General features: G+C 67.2%; 20 protein-coding genes and 1 tRNA gene. 13 read left to right on the top strand and 8 right to left on the bottom strand.

Going from position 1 to position 19702, the window contains the following annotated elements:
• Nucleotides 1-71 precede the first annotated feature (71 nt).
• From MKK50_RS15935 to MKK50_RS15925, 3 genes are all read left to right on the top strand, one after another.
• Nucleotides 72-632 carry a helix-turn-helix transcriptional regulator gene (locus MKK50_RS15935; protein WP_499023674.1) on the top strand — a complete coding sequence of 187 codons (561 nt, stop codon included), beginning with the start codon at nt 72-74 and terminating at the stop codon, nt 630-632.
• Between the two features lie 378 nt (nt 633-1010).
• Nucleotides 1011-1583, top strand: coding sequence for a hypothetical protein (locus tag MKK50_RS15930; protein ID WP_499023672.1), 573 nt, complete (start codon nt 1011-1013; stop codon nt 1581-1583).
• Nucleotides 1584-1638: 55 nt separating this feature from the next.
• Nucleotides 1639-1974 carry a hypothetical protein gene (locus tag MKK50_RS15925; protein WP_499023670.1) on the top strand — a complete coding sequence of 112 codons (336 nt, stop codon included), beginning with the start codon at nt 1639-1641 and terminating at the stop codon, nt 1972-1974.
• A gap of 120 nt (nt 1975-2094) precedes the next feature.
• Here the strand turns inward: MKK50_RS15925 and MKK50_RS15920 are convergent, their stop codons facing one another.
• Nucleotides 2095-4140 (bottom strand): ATP-binding protein, encoded by a 2046-nt coding sequence (locus tag MKK50_RS15920; RefSeq protein ID WP_499024082.1) that lies wholly within the window; start codon nt 4138-4140, stop codon nt 2095-2097.
• Nucleotides 4140-5666 (bottom strand): ATPase domain-containing protein, encoded by a 1527-nt coding sequence (locus MKK50_RS15915; RefSeq protein WP_499024080.1) that lies wholly within the window; start codon nt 5664-5666, stop codon nt 4140-4142. Before MKK50_RS15915 ends, MKK50_RS15920 begins: the two co-directional genes overlap by 1 nt.
• A gap of 376 nt (nt 5667-6042) precedes the next feature.
• On the opposite strand from MKK50_RS15915, the gene MKK50_RS15910 reads away from it, so the two are divergent.
• The gene (locus MKK50_RS15910) at nt 6043-7248 is read left to right on the top strand and encodes a DUF2252 family protein (protein WP_499023668.1); all 1206 of its coding nucleotides are present in this window, start codon (nt 6043-6045) and stop codon (nt 7246-7248) included.
• Between the two features lie 29 nt (nt 7249-7277).
• On the opposite strand, the gene MKK50_RS15905 is transcribed toward MKK50_RS15910, so the two are convergent.
• The 4 genes from MKK50_RS15905 to madL all read right to left on the bottom strand — a co-directional run bounded on the left by MKK50_RS15905 (nt 7278) and on the right by madL (nt 10310).
• Nucleotides 7278-8276 (bottom strand): SDR family oxidoreductase, encoded by a 999-nt coding sequence (locus tag MKK50_RS15905; protein WP_499023666.1) that lies wholly within the window; start codon nt 8274-8276, stop codon nt 7278-7280.
• 123 nt (nt 8277-8399) lie between these two features.
• Nucleotides 8400-9086: a GntR family transcriptional regulator gene (locus tag MKK50_RS15900; RefSeq protein ID WP_499023665.1), complete on the bottom strand. Its 687-nt coding sequence runs from the start codon at nt 9084-9086 to the stop codon at nt 8400-8402.
• A gap of 5 nt (nt 9087-9091) precedes the next feature.
• Nucleotides 9092-9856, bottom strand: coding sequence for a malonate transporter subunit MadM (gene madM, locus MKK50_RS15895; RefSeq protein ID WP_499023663.1), 765 nt, complete (start codon nt 9854-9856; stop codon nt 9092-9094).
• A gap of 4 nt (nt 9857-9860) precedes the next feature.
• Nucleotides 9861-10310, bottom strand: a complete 450-nt coding sequence (gene madL, locus MKK50_RS15890; protein WP_499024078.1) for a malonate transporter subunit MadL — start codon at nt 10308-10310, stop codon at nt 9861-9863.
• A 268-nt stretch (nt 10311-10578) separates the two neighbouring features.
• Between madL and mdcA the strand changes: the two genes are divergently transcribed.
• From mdcA to MKK50_RS15850, 8 genes are read left to right on the top strand one after another with little or no spacing between them, the layout of a single operon-like run.
• Nucleotides 10579-12225, top strand: a complete 1647-nt coding sequence (mdcA, locus tag MKK50_RS15885) for a malonate decarboxylase subunit alpha (protein ID WP_499023661.1) — start codon at nt 10579-10581, stop codon at nt 12223-12225.
• Nucleotides 12226-12232: 7 nt separating this feature from the next.
• Entirely contained in the window at nt 12233-12541 is a 309-nt protein-coding gene (gene mdcC, locus MKK50_RS15880; RefSeq protein ID WP_253368113.1) for a malonate decarboxylase acyl carrier protein, read from the top strand.
• Nucleotides 12542-12543: 2 nt separating this feature from the next.
• On the top strand, nt 12544-13476 hold the full coding sequence (locus tag MKK50_RS15875) for a biotin-independent malonate decarboxylase subunit beta (protein WP_499023658.1): 933 nt from the start codon (nt 12544-12546) through the stop codon (nt 13474-13476).
• The gene (mdcE, locus tag MKK50_RS15870; RefSeq protein ID WP_499023656.1) at nt 13463-14179 is read left to right on the top strand and encodes a biotin-independent malonate decarboxylase subunit gamma; all 717 of its coding nucleotides are present in this window, start codon (nt 13463-13465) and stop codon (nt 14177-14179) included. The genes MKK50_RS15875 and mdcE overlap by 14 nt, the downstream gene beginning before the upstream one ends.
• Nucleotides 14172-14831 carry a malonate decarboxylase holo-[acyl-carrier-protein] synthase gene (gene mdcG, locus MKK50_RS15865; protein WP_499023654.1) on the top strand — a complete coding sequence of 220 codons (660 nt, stop codon included), beginning with the start codon at nt 14172-14174 and terminating at the stop codon, nt 14829-14831. Before mdcE ends, mdcG begins: the two co-directional genes overlap by 8 nt.
• Nucleotides 14828-15688, top strand: coding sequence for a triphosphoribosyl-dephospho-CoA synthase MdcB (gene mdcB / locus MKK50_RS15860; protein WP_499023653.1), 861 nt, complete (start codon nt 14828-14830; stop codon nt 15686-15688). Before mdcG ends, mdcB begins: the two co-directional genes overlap by 4 nt.
• Nucleotides 15685-16608 carry an acyltransferase domain-containing protein gene (locus MKK50_RS15855; protein ID WP_499023651.1) on the top strand — a complete coding sequence of 308 codons (924 nt, stop codon included), beginning with the start codon at nt 15685-15687 and terminating at the stop codon, nt 16606-16608. Before mdcB ends, MKK50_RS15855 begins: the two co-directional genes overlap by 4 nt.
• A 27-nt stretch (nt 16609-16635) precedes the next feature.
• Complete coding sequence (locus MKK50_RS15850; RefSeq protein WP_499023649.1) at nt 16636-16857, top strand: hypothetical protein; 222 nt, start codon at nt 16636-16638, stop codon at nt 16855-16857.
• A gap of 15 nt (nt 16858-16872) precedes the next feature.
• Here MKK50_RS15850 and MKK50_RS15845 read toward each other — a convergent pair whose 3' ends face one another.
• Together MKK50_RS15845 and MKK50_RS15840 are read right to left on the bottom strand one after the other, a co-directional pair.
• Nucleotides 16873-17676, bottom strand: coding sequence for a hypothetical protein (locus MKK50_RS15845; protein WP_499023647.1), 804 nt, complete (start codon nt 17674-17676; stop codon nt 16873-16875).
• 241 nt (nt 17677-17917) lie between these two features.
• Nucleotides 17918-18013: transfer RNA gene (locus tag MKK50_RS15840), tRNA-Met, on the bottom strand.
• Between the two features lie 283 nt (nt 18014-18296).
• Here MKK50_RS15840 and MKK50_RS15835 point away from each other — a divergent pair.
• Nucleotides 18297-19652, top strand: a complete 1356-nt coding sequence (locus MKK50_RS15835) for a site-specific integrase (RefSeq protein WP_499024076.1) — start codon at nt 18297-18299, stop codon at nt 19650-19652.
• The last annotated feature ends 50 nt before the right edge of the window (nt 19653-19702 follow it).

Genomic DNA, 19702 nt, shown 5'->3' with positions numbered 1-19702 from the left:
AGCTGCCCGTACGACGAGAACAGTTGATTTCATAATTGTATGCTGAAGCAGAAGAACAAAGAAAAACTACGATGCCGGATAAATACGCTCTGCTCGATGTTCTAGATAAAGTCGGATCGGCTGCTGTTTTGATCAATTGTCGCGAAAAAACCTTTGATTTCAATGTTTCAGCGCGAAAAATTGTTCTCGATAGCGACCACGACACTGCTGCGGCGAACGAGCCGTTCACGAACCGGATGATCCATAATGCGCTGACCGAGCCGTTCGGTACGGTCGAACTGGAGCGCCCGCGTAGCGATCAGCGTCTGGTGTTTCAGGCGATGGATATCACGGCGATGGGAGAGGCCCATCGCCTGCTCATCCTGATCGACCTCACGGTTCGGACCCAAGTGTGTGCCCCGGCGCTGGAAAAGATTTTCGGTCTCACTGCCGCCGAGGGGCGTTTGGCTGCGGAACTCAGTCGAGGCGTTCCGCTGGCGACCATTGCGCAGAGCCGCAATGTGAGTATCGCGACGCTCCGCACGCAACTGGCCTCGATCTTCGCCAAGACCGGAACCTCGCGACAGCCCGAGCTTGTGGCACTGCTCGCCCGCGTCTGCCAATTCTCGCCGATGGCGGACGCGGCACGTTGATGCCGTGACTTCAGATGTTCGCTCCGACAACGCGCGAGATTATTGCATCATTGTCTGTTGCCATTCGAAGCGTCCGCCGTTGGATCGCATTCGAAACCTAATCGCTGATGATATCCATCGGTGAGTCTTGCGCGATGCGTCGATCGATGCCGCACCCTTTACATTTCGGCAACGGACTTCGGAAATGATCGGCTCCGTGCCGGAAAACGGCCGCGGCGCGTCTGTTGGATAGTGGTTGACGCCGCAAAACCCCGCTATGTCTTCCGCCCGCATCTTGACAAAGGTGCCGTACGGGTGCTGCCGCGCCTGGGTGGATATTGGAGAAATCGACGGATGACTCGGATCGTGGCTGGACTGGTGGCACGCCGGGCCTTCCCCTTGACGTCGGTTCTCCGCACCCTGATGGGTGTCGGCCTGGCCGGGCTCTGCCTCTCCGCCGCGACCGCGCAGGACGCGAAGCCGGGTCCGTCCGAGGCCGCCAGAGCGGGATGTGATGCGGCCTGTGCGCGGCAGGCCATTCCCGCAGCCGTGCAGGCCTGCGTGCCGGGCATCGAGCGCCAAGCCCCGACGGATTTCGAGTGGATGAACCGGCCGACCGGAACCATCTTCCAAGAGGCCGAGCCGCCGGCCGGGACGGATACCGTCGTCAAGTTCCGCGGCGATTCGGTACGGTTCCTCAATCCGCAGGGCCAGTGGGTCCGCATCACCTACGAGTGCGATTACGATACAGCGGCGAAGTCCGCCCGCGGAGTCAAGGTTCGGCTCGGACGCATCGACGGAAAGGGCGCCAACACGACGGCGGCCGCACTTCCCGCCGGTTCGGCCGGGGCGGGGCGTGCTCCAGCTGCCTCGACCGCGACGGCATCGCCGCAGACACAGGTCAAACGGCTGCGGCCGAGCGAGCCGAGCGATGTCGAGATCCGCCAAGTCGCGCCTGCGGCAGGGCGCTGAGGCAGCCCGGCTCGGTCGAATCGGTACCTGGATCGAGAGGCCATCGATGCAACGGATGTTTCTTGCTCTCGCCCTCATTTGCGCGGGTCATCCCGGTGCGGCGGTGGCTCAGGCGATTACCAATGTGAACGAGTGTACGTTCATCACCGATCCGATCGCACTCAGACGCTGCATCGACGGGTTTCAGCTCCGCGGACCGGCAGCGCAGTATCCGCAATCGGCCCCGATCCCGCCGATCGAAACGCCGGCTCAGGCGGAGCGCAACCAACTCAATAGCAAGACGCCGCCGAAGGCGAATGATGATGACGTGTCCGGGTGGTTGGATGACGGTGACAAGAAGGCGTCGAACCGCCCCGCCTCGAAGCGGAAGGTCATCGATCTGAGCCAGTGACATGGGCTCTGCGCGGTTGGAGCGAGTGCCCGATCGCTCTACCCGCGCGACGCTTGCGGCGAACCACCGTGCCGGCGCGAAGGGATTTCGCCGAAGCGCATGTTCGCTTTCCCAAAGAGATCAGGCTCGTTCACCGCCGAGCACGAGGCGGAGCGACCGGGCGAGTTCGTCGCGCCGGTAGGGCTTGTTGAGCACCGGAAGCTCGCCCTGGCCGATCACCTGCCCTTCGTCGAGATTCGCCACGTAGCCTGAGGTCAGCAGGATCTTGATGTCCGGGCGCACCCGCCGCGCCTCGACCGCGAGTTGCGAGCCGTTCATCCCACCGGGCATGACGACGTCCGAGAACAGGATGTCGATGCGCTCGACGCCGTGCAGATGTTCCAGCGCCTCGGCCGCATTACGGGTCACGATGACCCGGTAACGAAGCTCCTCCAGGCTCTCGACGGCCATACCGAGCACCTGTTCATCGTCCTCAACCAGCAGCACCGTCTCGCCCTCCCCGGCCCGGCGCAGCGGGATGGCACCGACCAGTCCAGGCCCGATCTCCTCGCCGGCCGGGTCCGTCGAGCGCGGGAAGTACAGGCTGACCGTCGTGCCTCTGCCGACCTCCGATTCAATCTGCGCGAATCCCTTCGCGCTGCGGGTGAAGCCGTAGACCTGACTGAGCCCGAGGCCGGTGCCCTTGCCGACCTCCTTGGTGGTGAAGAAGGGCTCGAAGACCCGTTGAAGCTTGTCGGGAGGGATGCCGCTGCCGGTATCCGTCACCGAGATGACGATGTAGGGGCCAGGTGGTACGCCCCGGTCCGCGACTGCCGCCGTGCCGAGCCGGACGTTGCGGCTCGTGACTGCGATGCGCGCGTGGCCTGCCCTGCCCTCCAGAGCGTCGCGCGCGTTCACGATCAAGTTCAGCACGGCCGACTCGAACTGTGCCGGATCGATGCGGATCGGGTCGAGGGCCGGGTCGAGATCGAACGCCAACTCGACGGCGCCGGTCGCCGCACGCTCGGCAAGCGGCCGGAAGTCCAGCAGGAGCCGGTTCGGGTTGAGCGTCTGCGGCCGCAGCATCTGGCGGCGCGAGAAGGCGAGGAGCTGCTGGGTCAGTTGCTCGCCGCGCCGCGCTGCCCCCATCGCCGCCTCCGCCAACCGCTTGACGCGGTCGGGTTGATCGGGACGGCGCAGCATCATGTCGAGGCCGCCGACGATGACGGTGAGCAGATTGTTGAAATCGTGCGCTACACCGCCCGTAAGCTGGCCGATCGCCTCCATCTTCTGAGCCTGGCGCAGCGCCTCCTCCGTGACGTGCTGATCCGTGCGATCCATCAGGATGCCGGCGATCCGCTCCGGCCTGTCGGCTTCGCCGGATTTGACCCGCCCCCGCATCGCAATCCAGCGCACCACTCCGTCCGCGCGCCGGATGCGGCATTCGAGATCGAGCCTACCTGTCTTGGGGACACCGGCGAACGCCTCCTCGGCCGTCTCGCGGTCTTCCTCGACGACATGGGCAAGGAATGTCTCACGGTCCCAGGAGCGTCCTGTGCCCGCGTAGCCGAAAACGGCGTCGAATCGGGGCGAGCGGCGATGGGTTCCGGCGATGTAGTCGATGTCCCACGAACTCATGCCGGCCGCGTCGAGCGCGAAGGCGAGGGTCTCGTGGGCGGTCTCGACCTCCCTCGTCCGTTCGGCGACACGCCGCTCCAACTCCTCGTTCGCCAGCCGCAGTTGCTCCTGCGCACGCTCCCGCTCCAGCAAATGCTGCCGGGCTTGGTACTGGCGGCGCCGCGCGCGCAGGGACGAGACGACGGCGCTGGTCAACGTCTCGGCATTGATCGGACGTTCCAGCAGAACAACGTTGCCGAGCCGCCGCAGCAATTCTGCCGCGCTCTGGGTCCGACGGCCAGCTTGGCGCGTCGCCAGTACGACGAAGGGGAAATCCGACCAGGGTTGCTGCGCATCGAGCCAGGCGAACACGTCCGCCGTGTCGCCGTCGGCCAAGGCCTCCTCGGTCACGAGCGCGGTTCCGGCCCCCTCACGCAGCCCCGTCAACCAAGCCGCGACGTTCGCGCAGACCGCAGCGTGAATGTTCGAGCGGTCCAGCACCCCCTCGATCACCGCAGCATCGCGCCCACGTGGTGCCAGAATCAGGGCGCGTTCCTCAGTTGACGACATCATGCGCCGTCCCCGGACTCACTGGGCTCCTTCAGCATCTCGACCCGCCCGCGATAGGCCGGCAGACCGGTGAGCACGCCCTCGAAATCGCTTAGCGCCTCGCCGACCCGAAGCCCGTCGGTCGAGAACCTCAACTCACGAATCGCCCGCTCGTGCGGATTGACGCGACTCTTGACTACCGACAGCGCCGTGCGGATCTCGCCGTTCGCCTCGAAGAACCGGAACAACAGGATGCAGTCGCTTAAGTAACTCAGGTCGATATCGGTCCGAACCTCGCCGATCACACCGTGCTGCCCGAGCACGAGGAGCGTGGTGACACCCTTCTGGTTCAGGTAACTCAGAAGTTCGTGCATTTGCAGGATGAGGTGCTCTTCACCCGGCATCGCGTGCAAGTAGGCGTTCAAGCTATCGACGGCGACGAAGGTGGAGCCGCGCTCCTCGACGGCCTGTCGGACGATCGAGGCGAACTCTCCTGGAGAGAGTTCCGCCGGGTCGATCTGCAGGATGGTTAGCCGGCCGGTTTCGAGATGCGGCCCCAGGTCCATGCCGAGCCTGACGGCTCGGGCGAGCATCGTCGCGAGCCCTTCATCGAACAGGTAGTACGTTGCCGTCTCACCCCGTTCCAGCGCAGCCAGCATGCAGCGCAATCCGGTCGTCGTCTTGCCCACGCCGGAGGGGCCGAGCAGGAGCGTATTGGTGCCGGGCACGAGACCGCCGCCAAGCAGCAGGTCGAGTTCGTCCGATCCCGTCGATTGCGCTGTCATATCGAAGGTCGCGCGGTGCTCGGCAGCGATGAGCCGGGGAAAGACTTGAACGCCGCCGGTCTCCACCACGAAGTCGTGGTAGCCGCCCCGGAACTTGATGCCGCGCATCTTGACGATCCGCAGGCGTCGCCGCTCGGAGCCGAACTGGCGCGGGGTCTGGTCGAGGGAGATTACCCCGTGCGCGATACTGTGGAGCTGAAGGTCGCCCGCCTCCGAAGTCCGGTCATCGAGCATCAGCACGGTGCAGGCCCGCTTGGCGAAGAACTGCTTCAGCGCAAGGATCTGGCGCCGGTAGCGCAACGTGTTCTGTGCCAGCAGGCGCAACTCCGAGAGGCTGTCGAAGACCACGCGCTCGGGCTTGAGGCTCTCGACCCGTGCCATGACCTCCCTGACCGTCTCGCCGAGTTCGATCTCGGACGGGTGTAGGATCGATTGCTCGCTGTCGGGGTCGAGGCCCATCTCGCTGACGAGTTCGTACAGTTCGATGCCGTCGAGCGACCAGCCGTGGCTCGTGGCTGCGGCCTGCAGCTCGTCTGCCGTTTCCGACAGCGTCACGTAGAGGCTGCGTCCCTTTCGGGCCACGCCTTCGAGAAGGAATTGCAGCGCGAGCGTCGTCTTGCCGGTGCCGGGCGTACCTTCCAGAAGGTAGAGCCGATCCTGGGTCAGGCCGCCACAGAGAACCTCGTCCAAGCCCGATATGCCGGTCGAGATCCTGGCCTCGGAACCGGATCGAGTGCCTGTCGTGCTCATCGCCTCTTCCATCGGCTCGGACGCCGCTCCTGTACTGTTTCGCCCATCACGCATGGGCGCTGACGGAGCGCCCTGCAAACCTGCGTCAGCGCCGGGTATAACGCATGGGCGGCGCGTTCCGATCACTTCATTAGTAAGCGGGGCGCTACTCTTCCAACGACACGCGTCGCGGTTGTTCAAACCCGTTTGTCCGTTGGCGGCTCCCCAACGGAAGCGACCGAGACGAATTTTCCCAGAGAGCCGACCGGCCCCGTCCACGCTCCGCTTCACGTTTTCATTGTCTCCGCAATCCACAGCGGAGACGATGAGCCGCGCTCCGCTCACCGCCGGATGGGCGTTGATGCGGAAAGCGGGCGCTGGGCGCCCGACGATTGAATGAAGGTGTTTGATGCCCGTGAACGGAGCCTATGGTCCTGAGGAGCGTGCTTCGGTGCTTGAGCGGCAACGCACCCTTAAGATGGCCCAATCGGCCCACGCCTACGTCCGAGGCAATACTCTAAAGTTCTACGAGTGGCTCGATGGCCTCACCCGCGGCACCCTGCCGGAGGGCCCGCCAGTCTGGATCTGCGGCGATTGCCATCTGGGGAATCTCGGGCCCCTGGCCGATGCCGACGGTCACGTCGACATCCAGATCCGCGATCTCGACCAGACCGTCATCGGCAACCCGACGCACGACCTCGTCCGCCTTGGGCTGTCGCTCGCCAGCGCGGCGCGCGGCTCCGACCTGCCCGGCGTCGTGACGGCACGGATGCTGGAGGAGATGCTTCTGGGCTACGCCGCAGGGCTGGAACAGAGCGAGACGAACCGGGGGCCGTCCGAGCCGGACGCTGTGCGCTCGGTCCGCCGCCGGGCCCTCGGTCGGCACTGGAAGCACCTCGCGCGCGAGCGCCTGAAGGGCGTGGAGCCGGCGATCCCGCTCGGGCGCAAGTTCTGGAAGCTCGACAAGCAGGAGCGTGACGCCCTCGATAGGCTGTTTCAGGAAAACGCGGTGCGCCACCTCGTGCTGACCCTGAACGGACGCAGCGAGGAGGCCGACATTCGCTTGGTCGACGCCGCCTACTGGATGAAGGGCTGCAGCTCGCTCGGCTTCCTGCGCTATGCCGCGCTCGTCGGCATCACCGAGCCTGAGAACAAGCGTCGGCTCGCGCTCGTGGACCTGAAGGAGGCGGTCGAGCCGGCCGCACCAGCCGCTCCCGGCGTGGAGATGCCTTCCGAACCTGCCGAACGGGTGGTCGCCGGCGCGCGGGCCCTGTCGCCGAATCTGGGCGAACGCATGCTGCCGGTCCGGCTTCTCGGCAAGTCGGCCGTGATGCGCGAACTCGCGCCGCAAGACCTGAAGCTCGACGTCGATCAGTTCGGCCGCGAGGAGGCGGTCCGCGCGGCGCATTACCTCGCCCATGTCGTCGGGAAGGCGCATGGCCGCCAGATGGACACCGAGACGCGCGCGGCTTGGCGGTCCGAGATCACGCGTGGTGGGAGCGCGGACGAAGGGGCGCCGTCCTGGCTCTGGTCCAGCGTGGTCGAACTCGCCGGCCGTCACGAGGTCGGCTACCTGCAACATTGCCGTCGGTACGCCGGTCAGGAGGCGGCCTGAAGCCGGGACGACTCCCCGGCATCCCGGCCTTAGGGTCGGCGCCGGGCGCGCTGCCCTCCCAGAACGAGGGCTGCTGTCGCTGCCAAGCCGGCGGCGATCCCGGCCGTCGCGAGCGGATGCAGGCTCGCGCGGGTGTAGACGCTGGTGCGCATGACGTAGACCGGTGGGTCGCCCCGCTCGCGGCCGGCCCCCTGCGGCGCGTGCAGCGCGCCCTTCGGGTTCCTCGGCGGTTCCGCCCGCTTCTGCAGAGCGATGATGGCCGGCGCGAGTTCGTCAAAGGCGCCCGGCGCGAACTCCTTGCCCATGACGAAGAGCTTGCCGCCGCCGCCCACGATGATGTCTCGCTGCGGATGGACCGCGGCGTGCAGGATCGCGTTGGCCACCTCGTTGGGCGGATAGATCGGCGGCGGCAGCGTCGGCTCGCGATCCATGTAGTTGCGGGCCCGGTTCGGCAGCGGCGTGTCGATGGAGGCGGGCTTCACCAGCGTCACCGAGACCGGCGCGCCCTCCGCGCCCAGCTCCATGCGGAGCGTGTCGGTGAAGCCCTTCACCGCGTGTTTCGACGTGGCGTAGAGGCCCTGGAACGGGAAGGCGAGGTCGGAGGCGATGCTGCCGACATTGATGATGGCTCCACCGCGGCCGCGCAGATGCTCGGCGGCGATCAGCGAGCCGTACACCGTCCCCCAGAGGTTGGTTTGGATCAACCGCTCGTGGTCCTCGAGGGCGATCTTGCGAAGCGGTCCGTAGACGGTGAGCCCTGCCACGTTGACCCAGGTGTCGAAGCCGCCGAACGTGGCGACGGCGTGGTCGGCGATGGCCTGGACATCCTCCCGCCGGCCGACATCGGCGACCACGTAAGTGGCGCGTGTCCCGAATTCCGCGGCGATGTCCGCCAGGACATCCTCGCTGCGGGCGGCGAGCACGACGCGGGCCCCGCGCCGCGCGGCCATGCGCGCCGTCGCGAGACCGATGCCGCTGGACGCGCCGGTGATCACGATGACCTGTTCGTTCAGCGACTTGTGACCCATTCCGAAGGACTCCCATCGCTGCCGCTTCGATGCGGCAGCGATGGGGGTACGCGCGACGGGACCAACTGTTTCGGCCCGCGCGCAAACCGCGCAGGCCGGAGTCGTCAGGAAACCTCCCGGCGCTTACTCGCTCGCATGGTCGGCGACGTAGCGGCCGAGGGCGCTCGCCGCGTTGAGCATGTGGGCCCGCATCCGTCGTGCTGCGGCGTCGCCGTCGCCTTCGGCAATGGCTTGAAGGATCTCCCCGTGCTCGGCGCGTGAGCGCAAGATACGCTCGCCCTGGCGCAACTGCGTCCGGCGGAAGGCGGACAGGCGCGAGCGGATCGCCAGCGCCTGCTCGGCCATGAAGCCGTTGTGGGTCGCGCGGTACAGCGCCTCGTGGAAGGCGCGGTTGAGCGCATCGTAGGTGTCGTAGTCCTGCGCCGCGACCGGCTCGGCCGATTGCTCGTGCAGGTCCATCAGCGCGCTGAGTTCGAGCGGCGTCATCCGGTAGGTGGCGAGCCGAACGCACAGGGCCTCGAACTCGGCGGTCGTCTCGAACATCTCCATGATCCGCTCCGGCGTCATGCGGGTGACGACGACGCCGCGCCGTGGGCGCATCTCGACCAGACCGCTGGAGGCGAGTTGGCGCAGGGCCTCGCGAACGGGGGTGCGCGAGGCGCCGAAGCGGTCGGCCAGATCCTGTTCGTCCAGCGCAATGCCCGCCGCGAGGACACCGGAGGCGATCTCATCCGTCAGCGCGTTGCGGATCTGGTCGGAGAGGAGGCCGCGCCCCTCGGCCATGCCGTCCATCGCGCCGCCCTCCTCCATCCGCATCATCCCACCAGAGCCCGCACGATCAGGAACAGCAGCGACGGGCCGACGAGGCAGCCGATGCCGGTGTGGAAGGTCGCGGTCAACGCCCCGTAGGGCACGAGCTTCGGATCGGTGGCGGCGAGCCCGCCCGCGACGCCGCTGACCGTGCCCATCAGCCCGCCATAGGCCATCGCCGAGCGCGGGTTGTCGAGGCCGATCAGCCGCGCCACCAGGGGTGTCCCCACCATCACCATCACCGCCTTGGTCACGCCCGTGGCGATCGAGAGCGCCATCACGGTCGAGTCGGCGCCGAGCGCCGCGCCGGTCACCGGGCCGACGATGTAGGTGATGGCGCCCGCGCCGATCGTCGTGATCGACACCGCGTCGTGATAACCGAAGGCCACCGCCGTCAGGGTGCCGACGAGAAAGGGCAGCACTGTACCGAGCGCCAGCGCCACGACGCCGAGGAGGCCCGCGCGGCGCGCCTCGACGACGTCCACCTCGAAGGCGGTGGCGACGATGGCGAAGTCGCGCAGCATCGCGCCGCCCATCAGGCCGATGCCGGCGAGCGCCGGGATGTCGGCCAGTCCGCGTTTCCCGCCGGTGGCGAGGCCGCCGAAATAGGCCAGCACGAGTCCGAGCACGATGGCGATGGCCGAACCGTGGACCCGGCCGCGCGTCAGGCGCTTCCCGAGGAAGTTCGACACGAGCATCAAGCCGCCGATAACCGCGAAGGCGGCGACCAAGCTCTGCTCGATGAAGACGTGTTCCAGCATGTGCAGCATGGGTCTACCTCCGGGCCGCCGTGGAAGGCTGCATGGACATGTTCGCCTCGCCGCCGATCACAGCGCCCGCCTCCTCGCCCTCGGCGTCGTCGCGGGGCGGGTGCCCGCCGATCCGACCGAGCAGGGCGGTGGCGGCGAAGCACAGCAACACGCTGCCGACGGCGGCGATGATCACGATCGGGCCGCCGCTCACCGCGGCGACAACGTTCTGCTGGGCGGCCATGGCCACCACGATCGGGATGTACATGCTGGCCCAGAACTCGACCCCGAGCTTGGTCGCGTGGCCGAGCCGGTCGTGGCGCAAAAGCCAGATCCGAGCGGCGATCAGCAGCATCATGGCGATGCCGACGCCGCCGACATTGGCCTTAACGCCGAGCAGGATCCCGAGCAGGTCGCCCAGGAACACGCCGATCAGGGTACAGAGCGCGAGGAGCGCGACGCCGAGGATCGTCACCGTGCCCCCTCCCCGCGTGGAACCGCAGATCGTTCGATCGGCTTCGACGTCCACATCCGGGCTACCGTGGGCCCATTGCATGCAGCGATCATCCGGCGCCTCCTTCCCGTATTCAACGATTCGTTTTTGTTCCCGCATCGTATGCAAGATATTGACATTGGCGCAAGTGAGAATACAAAAATGATGCTATGGCACCGCTGAATGTACCGACAACGACGTTTCGTCGGTCAGCGTATACGCAGCGCGGCGATGACAGGGAGCGGACCGGATGAGCGGTTGGCATCGAGAACGGGCGGCCCGCGATGCGCGGATCGAGGCGGGCCGAGCCCATGCCGCGGGCAAGGTCGTGACCGCTGCCGGCGTGGTCGCTCTCCTTGAGGCGATCCTTCAGCCCGGCGACCGGGTCTGTCTGGAGGGCGACAACCAGAAGCAGGCGGACTGCCTCGCGCGGGGCCTGAGCCAGTGCGACCCCACCCGCGTGCACGACCTTCACATGGTCCAGTCCGGCATCGTCCTGCCCGAACATCTGGACATCTTCGAGCAGGGGATCGCGAAGCGGCTCGACTATTCCTATTCGGGGCCGCAGGGCGGGCGCATCGCCCGCATGCTCTACGGCGGGCAGATCGAACTCGGGGCGGTGCACACCTATCTCGAACTGTTCGCCCGCTACTTCGTCGATCTCACCCCGAACGTGGCGCTGATCGCGGGCGTTTCGGCCGACCTGGACGGCAACCTCTATACCGGGCCGAACACCGAGGACACGCCGACCGTAGTGGAGGCGACCGCCTTCAAGAACGGCATCGTGGTGGCGCAGGTCAACGAGATCGTCGAGCGGGTGCCCCGTGTCGACATCCCCGGTGACCGGATCGACTTCGTGGTCGAGGCTGACAGGCCGTTCTACGTCGAGCCGCTGTTCACCCGCGATCCGGCGGCGATGACCGAAACCCAGATCCTGATGGCCATGATGGCGATCAAGGGGATTTACGCCGAATACGGCATCCGACGGCTCAATCACGGCATCGGCTTCGGCACGGCGGCGATTGAGCTCCTGTTGCCGACCTATGCCGAGCGCCTGGGGCTGAAAGGTCAGATCGCCACACACTGGGCGCTCAACCCGCATCCGACTCTGATCCCGGCGATCGAGTCGGGCTGGGTGAAGCAGGTGCACTGCTTCGGCTCGGAAGTCGGCATGGACCGCTACATCCGCGAGCGCTCCGACATCTTCTTCACCGGTGCGGACGGTTCGCTCCGCTCCAATCGCGCCTTCTGCCAGACCGCCGGGCTCTACGCCTGCGACCTGTTCATTGGCTCGACCCTGCAGATCGACCTTGCCGGCCATTCCTCGACGGTGACGCAGAACCGCGTCGCGGGCTTCGGCGGCGCGCCGAACATGGGCTCGGACCCGCACGGACGGCGCCACCCCTCCGACACCTGGATGAAGGCGGGGCGCGAGGCGCAGGTGACCGGCGATCCGGCGCTGATGCGCGGGCGCAAGCTCGTGGTGCAGATCGTCGAGACCTTCGGCGAGGGGCTGGTGCCAGCCTTCGTCGAACGGCTCGATGCCCTGGAACTGGCGCGTAAGATCGGCTTGGAGCTGGCTCCGGTGATGGTCTACGCCGACGACGTCACCCACATCGTCACCGAGGAAGGCATCGCCAACCTCCTGCTCTGCCGTACCGCGGACGAGCGCGAGCAGGCGATCCGCGGGGTCGCCGGCTACACCGAAATCGGCCGCGGACGTGACCGGGCCATGGTCGAGCGGCTGCGCCAGCGCGGCATCGTCCGCCGCCCGGAGGATCTCGGCATCGAACCCCTCGACGCCGACCGCTCCCTGCTCGCGGCGCGCTCGATCAAGGATCTCGTGCACTGGTCGGGCGGGCTCTACGAGCCGCCGGCCAAGTTCCGGAATTGGTGAGGCCGCGATGGAAAAGCTGACCTTCCGACACACGACGCAGAGGGCCCTGGCCGGCGCGAAGGCACAGGCCATCACCGGCGTCGTCGCCTCCGGCAATCTCGAAGTGCTGCTGGAGCGCGCCCTGCCCGCGACCGAGTGCACCGTCGAGATCGAGACGCCGATCCGCGGCTACGGCGAGGTCTGGGAGGCGGTGGTCGCCGACTTCGTCGCCCGCGCTCAGCCCGGCGGCCTGCGCATCACGATCAATGACGGCGGCGCGCGCCCCGACACCGTGTCCCTGCGCCTGCTCCAGGGCGCCCGGTTGATGGAGGTCTGACGATGAGCGAACGGATCATCGACCCGGCCGCCAAGGGCTGGGCCACGAGCTGGTACGAAGCGAGCGCCCGCGCCCGCATCGACGGACTGCTGGACGCGGGCAGTTTTCGTGAGGTCGTCGGCCCCGAGCAGCGCCGGATGAGTCCGCACCTACCGCTGTTCGACCTGCCGCGCGCCTTCGACGACGGCATGATCGTCGGCCCGGGCCGGCTCGACGGCAAACACGTCCTCGTCGCCGCGCAGGAGGGCCGCTTCATGGGCGGAGCCTTCGGCGAGGTGCACGGCGCCAAGCTTGTCGGCCTGCTCCGCGCCGCCCTGGCGCTGAAGCCGGCGGCCGTGCTGATCCTGTTCGATACGGGCGGCGTGCGCCTGCAGGAGGCCAATGCCGGCGAGACCGCCATCGCCGAGGTGATGCGGGCGATCACCCAGGTTCGCGAGGCCGGCATGCCTGTAATCGGCCTGATCGGCGGCCGGGCCGGGGCCTACGGTGGCGGCGGGTTAATCGCAGGCACCTGCTCGCGGCTCGTCGTCTCCGAGGGCGGTCGCATCTCGGTCTCGGGGCCTGAGGTGATCGAGACCAACAAGGGCGCCGAAGAGTTCGATTCCCGCGACCGTGCCCTGGTCTGGCGTACCATGGGCGGCAAGCACCGACGCCTCACCGGCGGCGCCGACGCCTATGCCGACGACACGCTCGTGGCCTTCCGCCGAGCGGCTCTGGACATGATCGAGCGCGCCCCGGCCTTCGACCTCGCCACGCTGGAGGCGGAGCAGGCGCGGTTGGAACAACGCCTCACGCACTTCGGCGATTGCCGCGACGCGACCGAGATCTGGGCGCGGCTCGGGGTGAACGATCCGGAGGCGGTCCCGGCCCTGACCACGGCTGCGTTCGACACCCTACTCGCCAGCCTGGGAGAGACGACCCATGACGCTCGCTGAGATCCTCGCCTCGCTGTTCCCGGAGAGTCATTCCGTGACCGTCACGGACGGGCTCGTGAACGGTGAGGGCCCGTTCCGGGGCGGTCGGCTCGCGGTGATCGGCATCGACGGCGACACGGCGCTCGGCGTCGACGGCGCCTGCCGGCTCGCAGGCTACGTCCTCGACGTGGTGCGCCGGGGCGACGCCACGCCGCTCCTCGTCGCCATCGATTCCGACAGCCAGCGGATGAGCCGGCGCGACGAACTGCTCGGCCTCAACGAGTACCTCGCCCACCTCGCCAAGACGCTGCTGCTCGCCGACGCGCACGGCCACCCGACCGTCGGACTCATCTACGGGCATTCGGCGGCGGGCGCCTTCATCGCCACGGCGCTTGCCACCCGCGTCCTCGTCGGCCTGCCGGGGGCGAATCCGAGCGTGATGGACCTGCCCTCCGTCGCCCGCGTCACGAAGCTCCCCCTCGACCGGCTGGAAGCGATGGCCAAGGACACGCCGGTCTTCGCGCCCGGCCTCGACAACATGGTGCGCACCGGTGCGGTGCAGGCGGTGCTCGACCCCGAGCAGCCGCTGGCAGAGCAAATCGCCGCCGTGATCGACGCGCTGCCCGCCGAGGATACCCGTGATCGCGCCGGGCGCGAGCGCGGCGGCCGGCCGGTGGCGGAAGCGATCGCCGCGCAGGTGGTGCGGGAGGCGGCCCTTGGCTGAGGCGCACCGGCGCCACGACCTCCTCGACGTCGAACCCGGAGCCTGGGCCGCCGCCTTGGCCGGACGCGCGGATCTGACGGGTGTGCCGCACGTCGCGGCCTGGGTGGACGACGGGAGGCCGGTGATCCTGCGCCGCGCGCATCCAGGAGAGGACGAAGGCCTCGTGCCGGTCGGCCTGCCGCTGCCGCCACGGGACGGTAAGCGCCGTATCGGCCTCGCCCTTCCGCGGGACGCGGTCCGCCCGCGCGCGTCCTTCCTGCTCTCGGAGGCGCGCGCTGCGTGCCCGCCTTCCTGGACGGCGACGCTCGACGCGCTGATCGCCCTCGGCGAGCGCCACGGCCTCGCGCCGCGTCCCTTCGGAAGCCTGCTCTGGCAGAGCTTGACCGGTCTCCCCTACCTGTCCGAGCGGTCGGATCTCGATCTGCTCTGGTCGGTGCCCGGCGCGGTTCCTGCTCGGCTCATGGACGGCATCGCCGCAATCGAAGCGCGGGCGCCGATGCGCCTAGATGGAGAGATCCTTCTGTCCGACGGGGGCGGCGTGAACTGGCGCGAACTGCACAGCACCGGTGCCAGCGGAACGGTACTGGTCAAGCACCATGACCGTCTTGCCCTCCGCGAGGCCGCTGCCCTTCTCGCGGGAGATCCCGAATGAGCCCGCTCTCCCCGCTGCGAGCGTTTTCCACCGAGGATGAACGCTGCCCGGAGGCGGACGCGATCGCGCAGTCCGCGGCGACGTCGTTGCGGCTCGAACTCGAAACCTACCCGAAGCCGGGCCTCGTCAGCCACGTCGATCGCGGCAGCCATGCCGACATGGATGCGGACACCTTCCGCGCGAGCACGGCGGCGATCACACCCTTCTTCCGCGCCCTTGCTCTCGCCGGAGCGGCGGGCGCGCCGATGCCGGCCCTGCGTTGCATCGGCCTCGAGGCCGAGGCGGCGATGCGGGCGGCGACCGGCGGCGTGAACACGCATCGCGGCGCCATCTTCGGGCTCGGCCTGCTCTGCGCCGCAGCCGGCGCCCTGCCGCGGCCTCTGGCCGGAGCCCTCGGCGCACGGGTTCGCGACCATTATGGCTCAGCGATCCTCGACGGCCCAGTGCTGCTCCACGCGCCCGGCGCGCGGGCACGCCGCCGCCACGGCGTCGGCGGTGCGCCGGCCGAGGCCGCCGCCGGTTTTTCGAGCCTCTACCGGGTCGCCCTGCCGGCCCTGCGCCGCGGCCGGCAGATCCGTCCCGGCGATGAAGAGGCTGCACGCGTCGAAGCCTGCCTCGCCCTGATCGCGCATGTCGAGGACACGAACCTCCTGCATCGCGGCGGGGCCGAGGGTTTTGCCTTCGCGCGCCGCGGGGCCGCACGGTTCATGGCCGAGGGCGGCGTGGCGCAGCCCCGCTGGCGTGCGCGGGCCGAGGCGCTGCACCGCGCCTTCGTCGCCCGCAACCTCAGCCCCGGCGGCGCAGCCGACCTGCTCGCGATGACCCTGTTCGTGGACAGCGTCGAGGCGTCCGCGTGACGCTCGGGGTGCTCCTCTCCGGCCAGGGCGGCCAACATCCGGGAATGTTCGACCTCACCGCGGATTGGCCCCCCGCCGCGCCGGTCTTTGCGGCAGCCGAACGCGTCCTGGGTCACGATCCGCGGGCCTTCGTCCACGCTCCGGAGGCGGACCTGCACGGCAACCGCACCGGGCAAATCCTTTGCTGCGTCGCCGCGCTGGCGGGCTGGACCCTCGTGCAGGCGGCGCACCCCGCCCGCACGATCGTTGCCGGCTACAGCATCGGCGATCTGGCCGCCTGGGGCTGCGTCGGCTGCTTCGACGCCGAGACGATCCTGCGCCTTGCCGCCACACGCGCCGAGGCCATGGATGCAGCTGCCGGTGATGGCGCCGGTCTCGCCGGCATTCGCGGTTTGCCGATTGCGGCGATCGAGACCCTGGCTGCGGCGCATGGCTGCGCGCTCGCCATCCGCAACGCCAGCGACAGCGCCGTCATTGGCGGTCCGAGCCCGGCGCTCGAAGCACTCTGCGCTGAGGCGCTGGCGGCCGGTGCGCTGCGCGCCGTCGTTCTACCGGTGCGCACCCCTTCGCATACGCCCTTGCTGCGCGAGGCCAGCCGCCGCTTCGAAGGCGCCCTTGCTGAGACGCATCCTGTGCGTCCCCCGCCGGGCGCGCCCCGGCTCATCAGCGGCCTCGACGGCGCGCCCGTCTTCGACGCACGAGCAGGGCTCTCGAAGCTCGCGCATCAGATCTCGCACACGATCGATTGGGCGGCCTGCCTGGAAGCCTGCCGGGAATACGGCTGCGACACCATCCTCGAACTCGGCCCCGGCCACGCCCTCGCGACCATGGCCCGCAATGCGATCCCCGAGGCGCGGGTCCACGCCCTCGACGAATTCCGCTCGGCTTCCGGCGTCGCCGAATGGATCGAGGGGCGATGAGAGCTATGTGGTCCGTGGGCGCATTCGGTGCACCAGTTCGCCCGCTTGACGGTGATCGTCGACGCGCCGACGTTCGCCGCCGGCGACAAGGTCGCCGACGCGATCGAAACCGCCCTGGTGGATATGCGGAAGATGATCGAGGGGACGCGGGTGGTGATCTGCTCGGAAGGCGTCGGCGTGAGCGGCACGGTGGACGACCCGAAGCGTTACCGCCGGGCGCTGCAATTCGACATGCAACTCAGCCAATGACTACAATCGATATGACTAGACTGGATCCGGATACATTCGCCTGATTTCTTCAATCGAATTTTTCTGTATGTGCTCATGTAAATATTTTAAATCTTGCAGAAGTACATGCAATGATAAGCCTTCTACTCGTGTAATTACCAATTTATTACGAGATTCATTCACATTATTTAGCAAAATTTCGAGTGGCTCAATTCCATCTTGGAACGCCCGCCATATAGTATAGCCCCTTTCTCCGCTGATTGTGAGCTTTTCCCCGTTTGAAACTCTTATTACAAGTCTATCCATATCGTTATATAGCTCTTCATAAAAACTATCGATTGCTGAAAACTGATCTTGCGAGGGAAAAGCAATCTCTGAAACGTTTAAAAATAATACTTGCCCAACATCCTTTCCATCGCGCGACTCATAAAATATTTCTGTGCCGTGAGCCTTGATCCAAATCTTTGAAATAAAATATAGCTGTAAATTGAAATCGTCGTAGACACTCCTGGACATCGTTGCGTCTAAAGTGCGTCGCATAATTTCAGTTTGATGCGCGCTCTCTTTTGCAGAAATCTCGAGCTCGCGTTGTTGGTCGGCAAGGACGGCTCTTGTCTCAGCTAGCTCTGCCCTCTGGAGTGAAAGTTCTCTGCGCTGCAATTGGGTAGCCACGAAGAGCCACAGAAATGCGAGAGGTGCAAAAATGCCGGCAGCAACATCGCCGATATCGTTGAGCTGCAGGCTCCCACAATTTGGGTCGCCGGCTTCGCAGCCTAAGCCGAACTCGCTGCGTCGGAGAAAAAGGAGGACTGCCGAGACCAGAAGATATGCAACGGTCACCCCATACCAAGGTCCCAGCCTATCGGACCTCGCCAACCCATTCTCCGCATGCGCCAGCCGGGACGTTTCGGGCGTAAATTCCGTGCTCAACGTGTTCCGTCCGTGTTGCACGGATCAGCCTACGCTTGGTCGTAACCCGTTGTAAAACCACAGAGCGTGTTGCAGCGTGTTGCAAGCCCCACGGAACACGTTTCGCTCTATGGAAAACCCGCTAAGCCATTGACCTAGCGGGCGAAAGAAGTGGTAGCGAGGGAGGGATTTGAACCCCCGACACAAGGATTATGATTCCAAGTGTCTAGGCACTCCGCCCCCGTTTTCAGGCCCTGACGACCCCGCCATAACCCCCTGATGGCGCTGCCGGTCTTCACCATGACACCGTTTCCCCTCTTGCGACCAGGCCGAACCCCGCCCCAGAGTCCCCGCCCCAGTTCCGCCCCTGTTCGTCGGAGTAGCCCGTGGCCGTCACCCTCACCCAGCAATCCGTCGACAAGCACGTGGCGAAGGCGAAGGCGGGCGTGACCCCCTACGACGTCATCGACAAGGGGGCGCCCGGCCTCATCCTCCGCATCAAGCCGCGGGGCCCAAGCTGGGGCCTCAAGTTCGAGAGGGGCGACCGGACGATGCGGTTGAAGATCGGCGTGCCGGGGATCCTCGATCTGGAGCAGGCCCGGAGCATCGCCGGGGCGGCGCGCAAGGCCCTCAACTCGCCCCATGCCGAGCTCGGTGAGGAGTGGCTCCGTGACCAGTACGTCGGTCTCGGCATGGCGCATGCCCGGCCGCAGCGCGACCCCGCCCTGGTCGCGGCGTTCGAGGCCGAGATCCCGCACCTGTTGAACTGGCGCTGGGAGGAGGCGCGGGAATCGTACCTCGCGGAGGTGAAGCGCATCCGCCGCCACGACACCTGGAACGACTACCGGGTGATGCTCGGGCAACCCGAGCTCGCGGTCCTCGCCAATCGCCAGGTCCGCGGCATCACCCGGTCGGAGCTCGCGGTCATCGTCGACAAGATCCACGCGAGCGGTCGGGAGCGGCATGCCGAGCACCTGGCCAGCGTCCTGCGCCCCTTCTGGGGGTACATGGCCGAGGACCGGCGGCAGCACCTCTCCGGCGTCACGACGACGATGGCGGGCCTGAAGGCGCCCGAGCGCTCGACCGAGGCCAAGGTCCGCTCGAACGGAAAGGAGCCGGGGACCTACATCGCGACGCCGGCCGAGGTCGGGACCGCGGTCGCGGTCGCGCGATCCGGCATCCTCGACCGCTCGGTCTCGATGTCGCTGGAGCTCCTCATCGCGACCGGCCAGCGCCGTCGTCCCGTCGCCGGCGCCCTGACCGTCGATTTCGTCGACTGGATCGAGATGCCGGGCTGGGGCGTGTGGTCGATGGGCCCGAGCCACCGCAAGACCGCGGCGAAGCGCCAGGACAAGCACCGGCACGTCGTTCCGCTTCCGCCGGCGCTGTGGGCCCGCATCCAGGAGCAGCTACGCCGGACCGGCGGCTCGCCGTACCTGTTCCCCCAGATCCGCCCGAAGAAGGCGGGCGGCGATGCGTTCGGCCACATGTCCGACGCCGCCATCAACCACAGGCTCATCGACCTGGGGATCAAGGCGTCCCCGCACGACCTGCGGCGTTGCCTGTCAACGACCCTGCAGCACGAGTTCCGGGTGTCCCGCGACACGGTGAAACTCGTGCTCGATCACAACGAGGGCATCAGGAGCGACGACGTCTTGGAGCGGCACTACACGGCTGACGACCGCCTCGACCAGAAGGCGCCCGTGATGGAGCAGTGGTGCGCCTGGGTCGACGAGCAGGTCGCGGCGACGGTGCTCCCGGACCTGTCGACGCTCCGGGCGGACATCACGCGCCGGCGCCGCGAGAACGAGGCCGCCGGCAAGGCCAAAACGGCTGCGCTGAAGGCTGCGAAGGAAGCCGAGGAGAAGGCCAAGGCCGCCGCCGAACGCGAGGCAAAAGCGGCCTGATGCGTCGTATTTGATCGATTGGATTCAATCAAAGGCGACGGGTCGGCCTG

Origin of the sequence: Methylobacterium sp. J-043, from assembly GCF_022829505.1 — a bacterium.
GTDB classification, from domain to species: domain Bacteria; phylum Pseudomonadota; class Alphaproteobacteria; order Rhizobiales; family Beijerinckiaceae; genus Methylobacterium; species Methylobacterium extorquens_A.
Note: the sequence above shows the minus strand (reverse complement) of the source record. Positions and strands in the feature narration are given on the sequence as shown.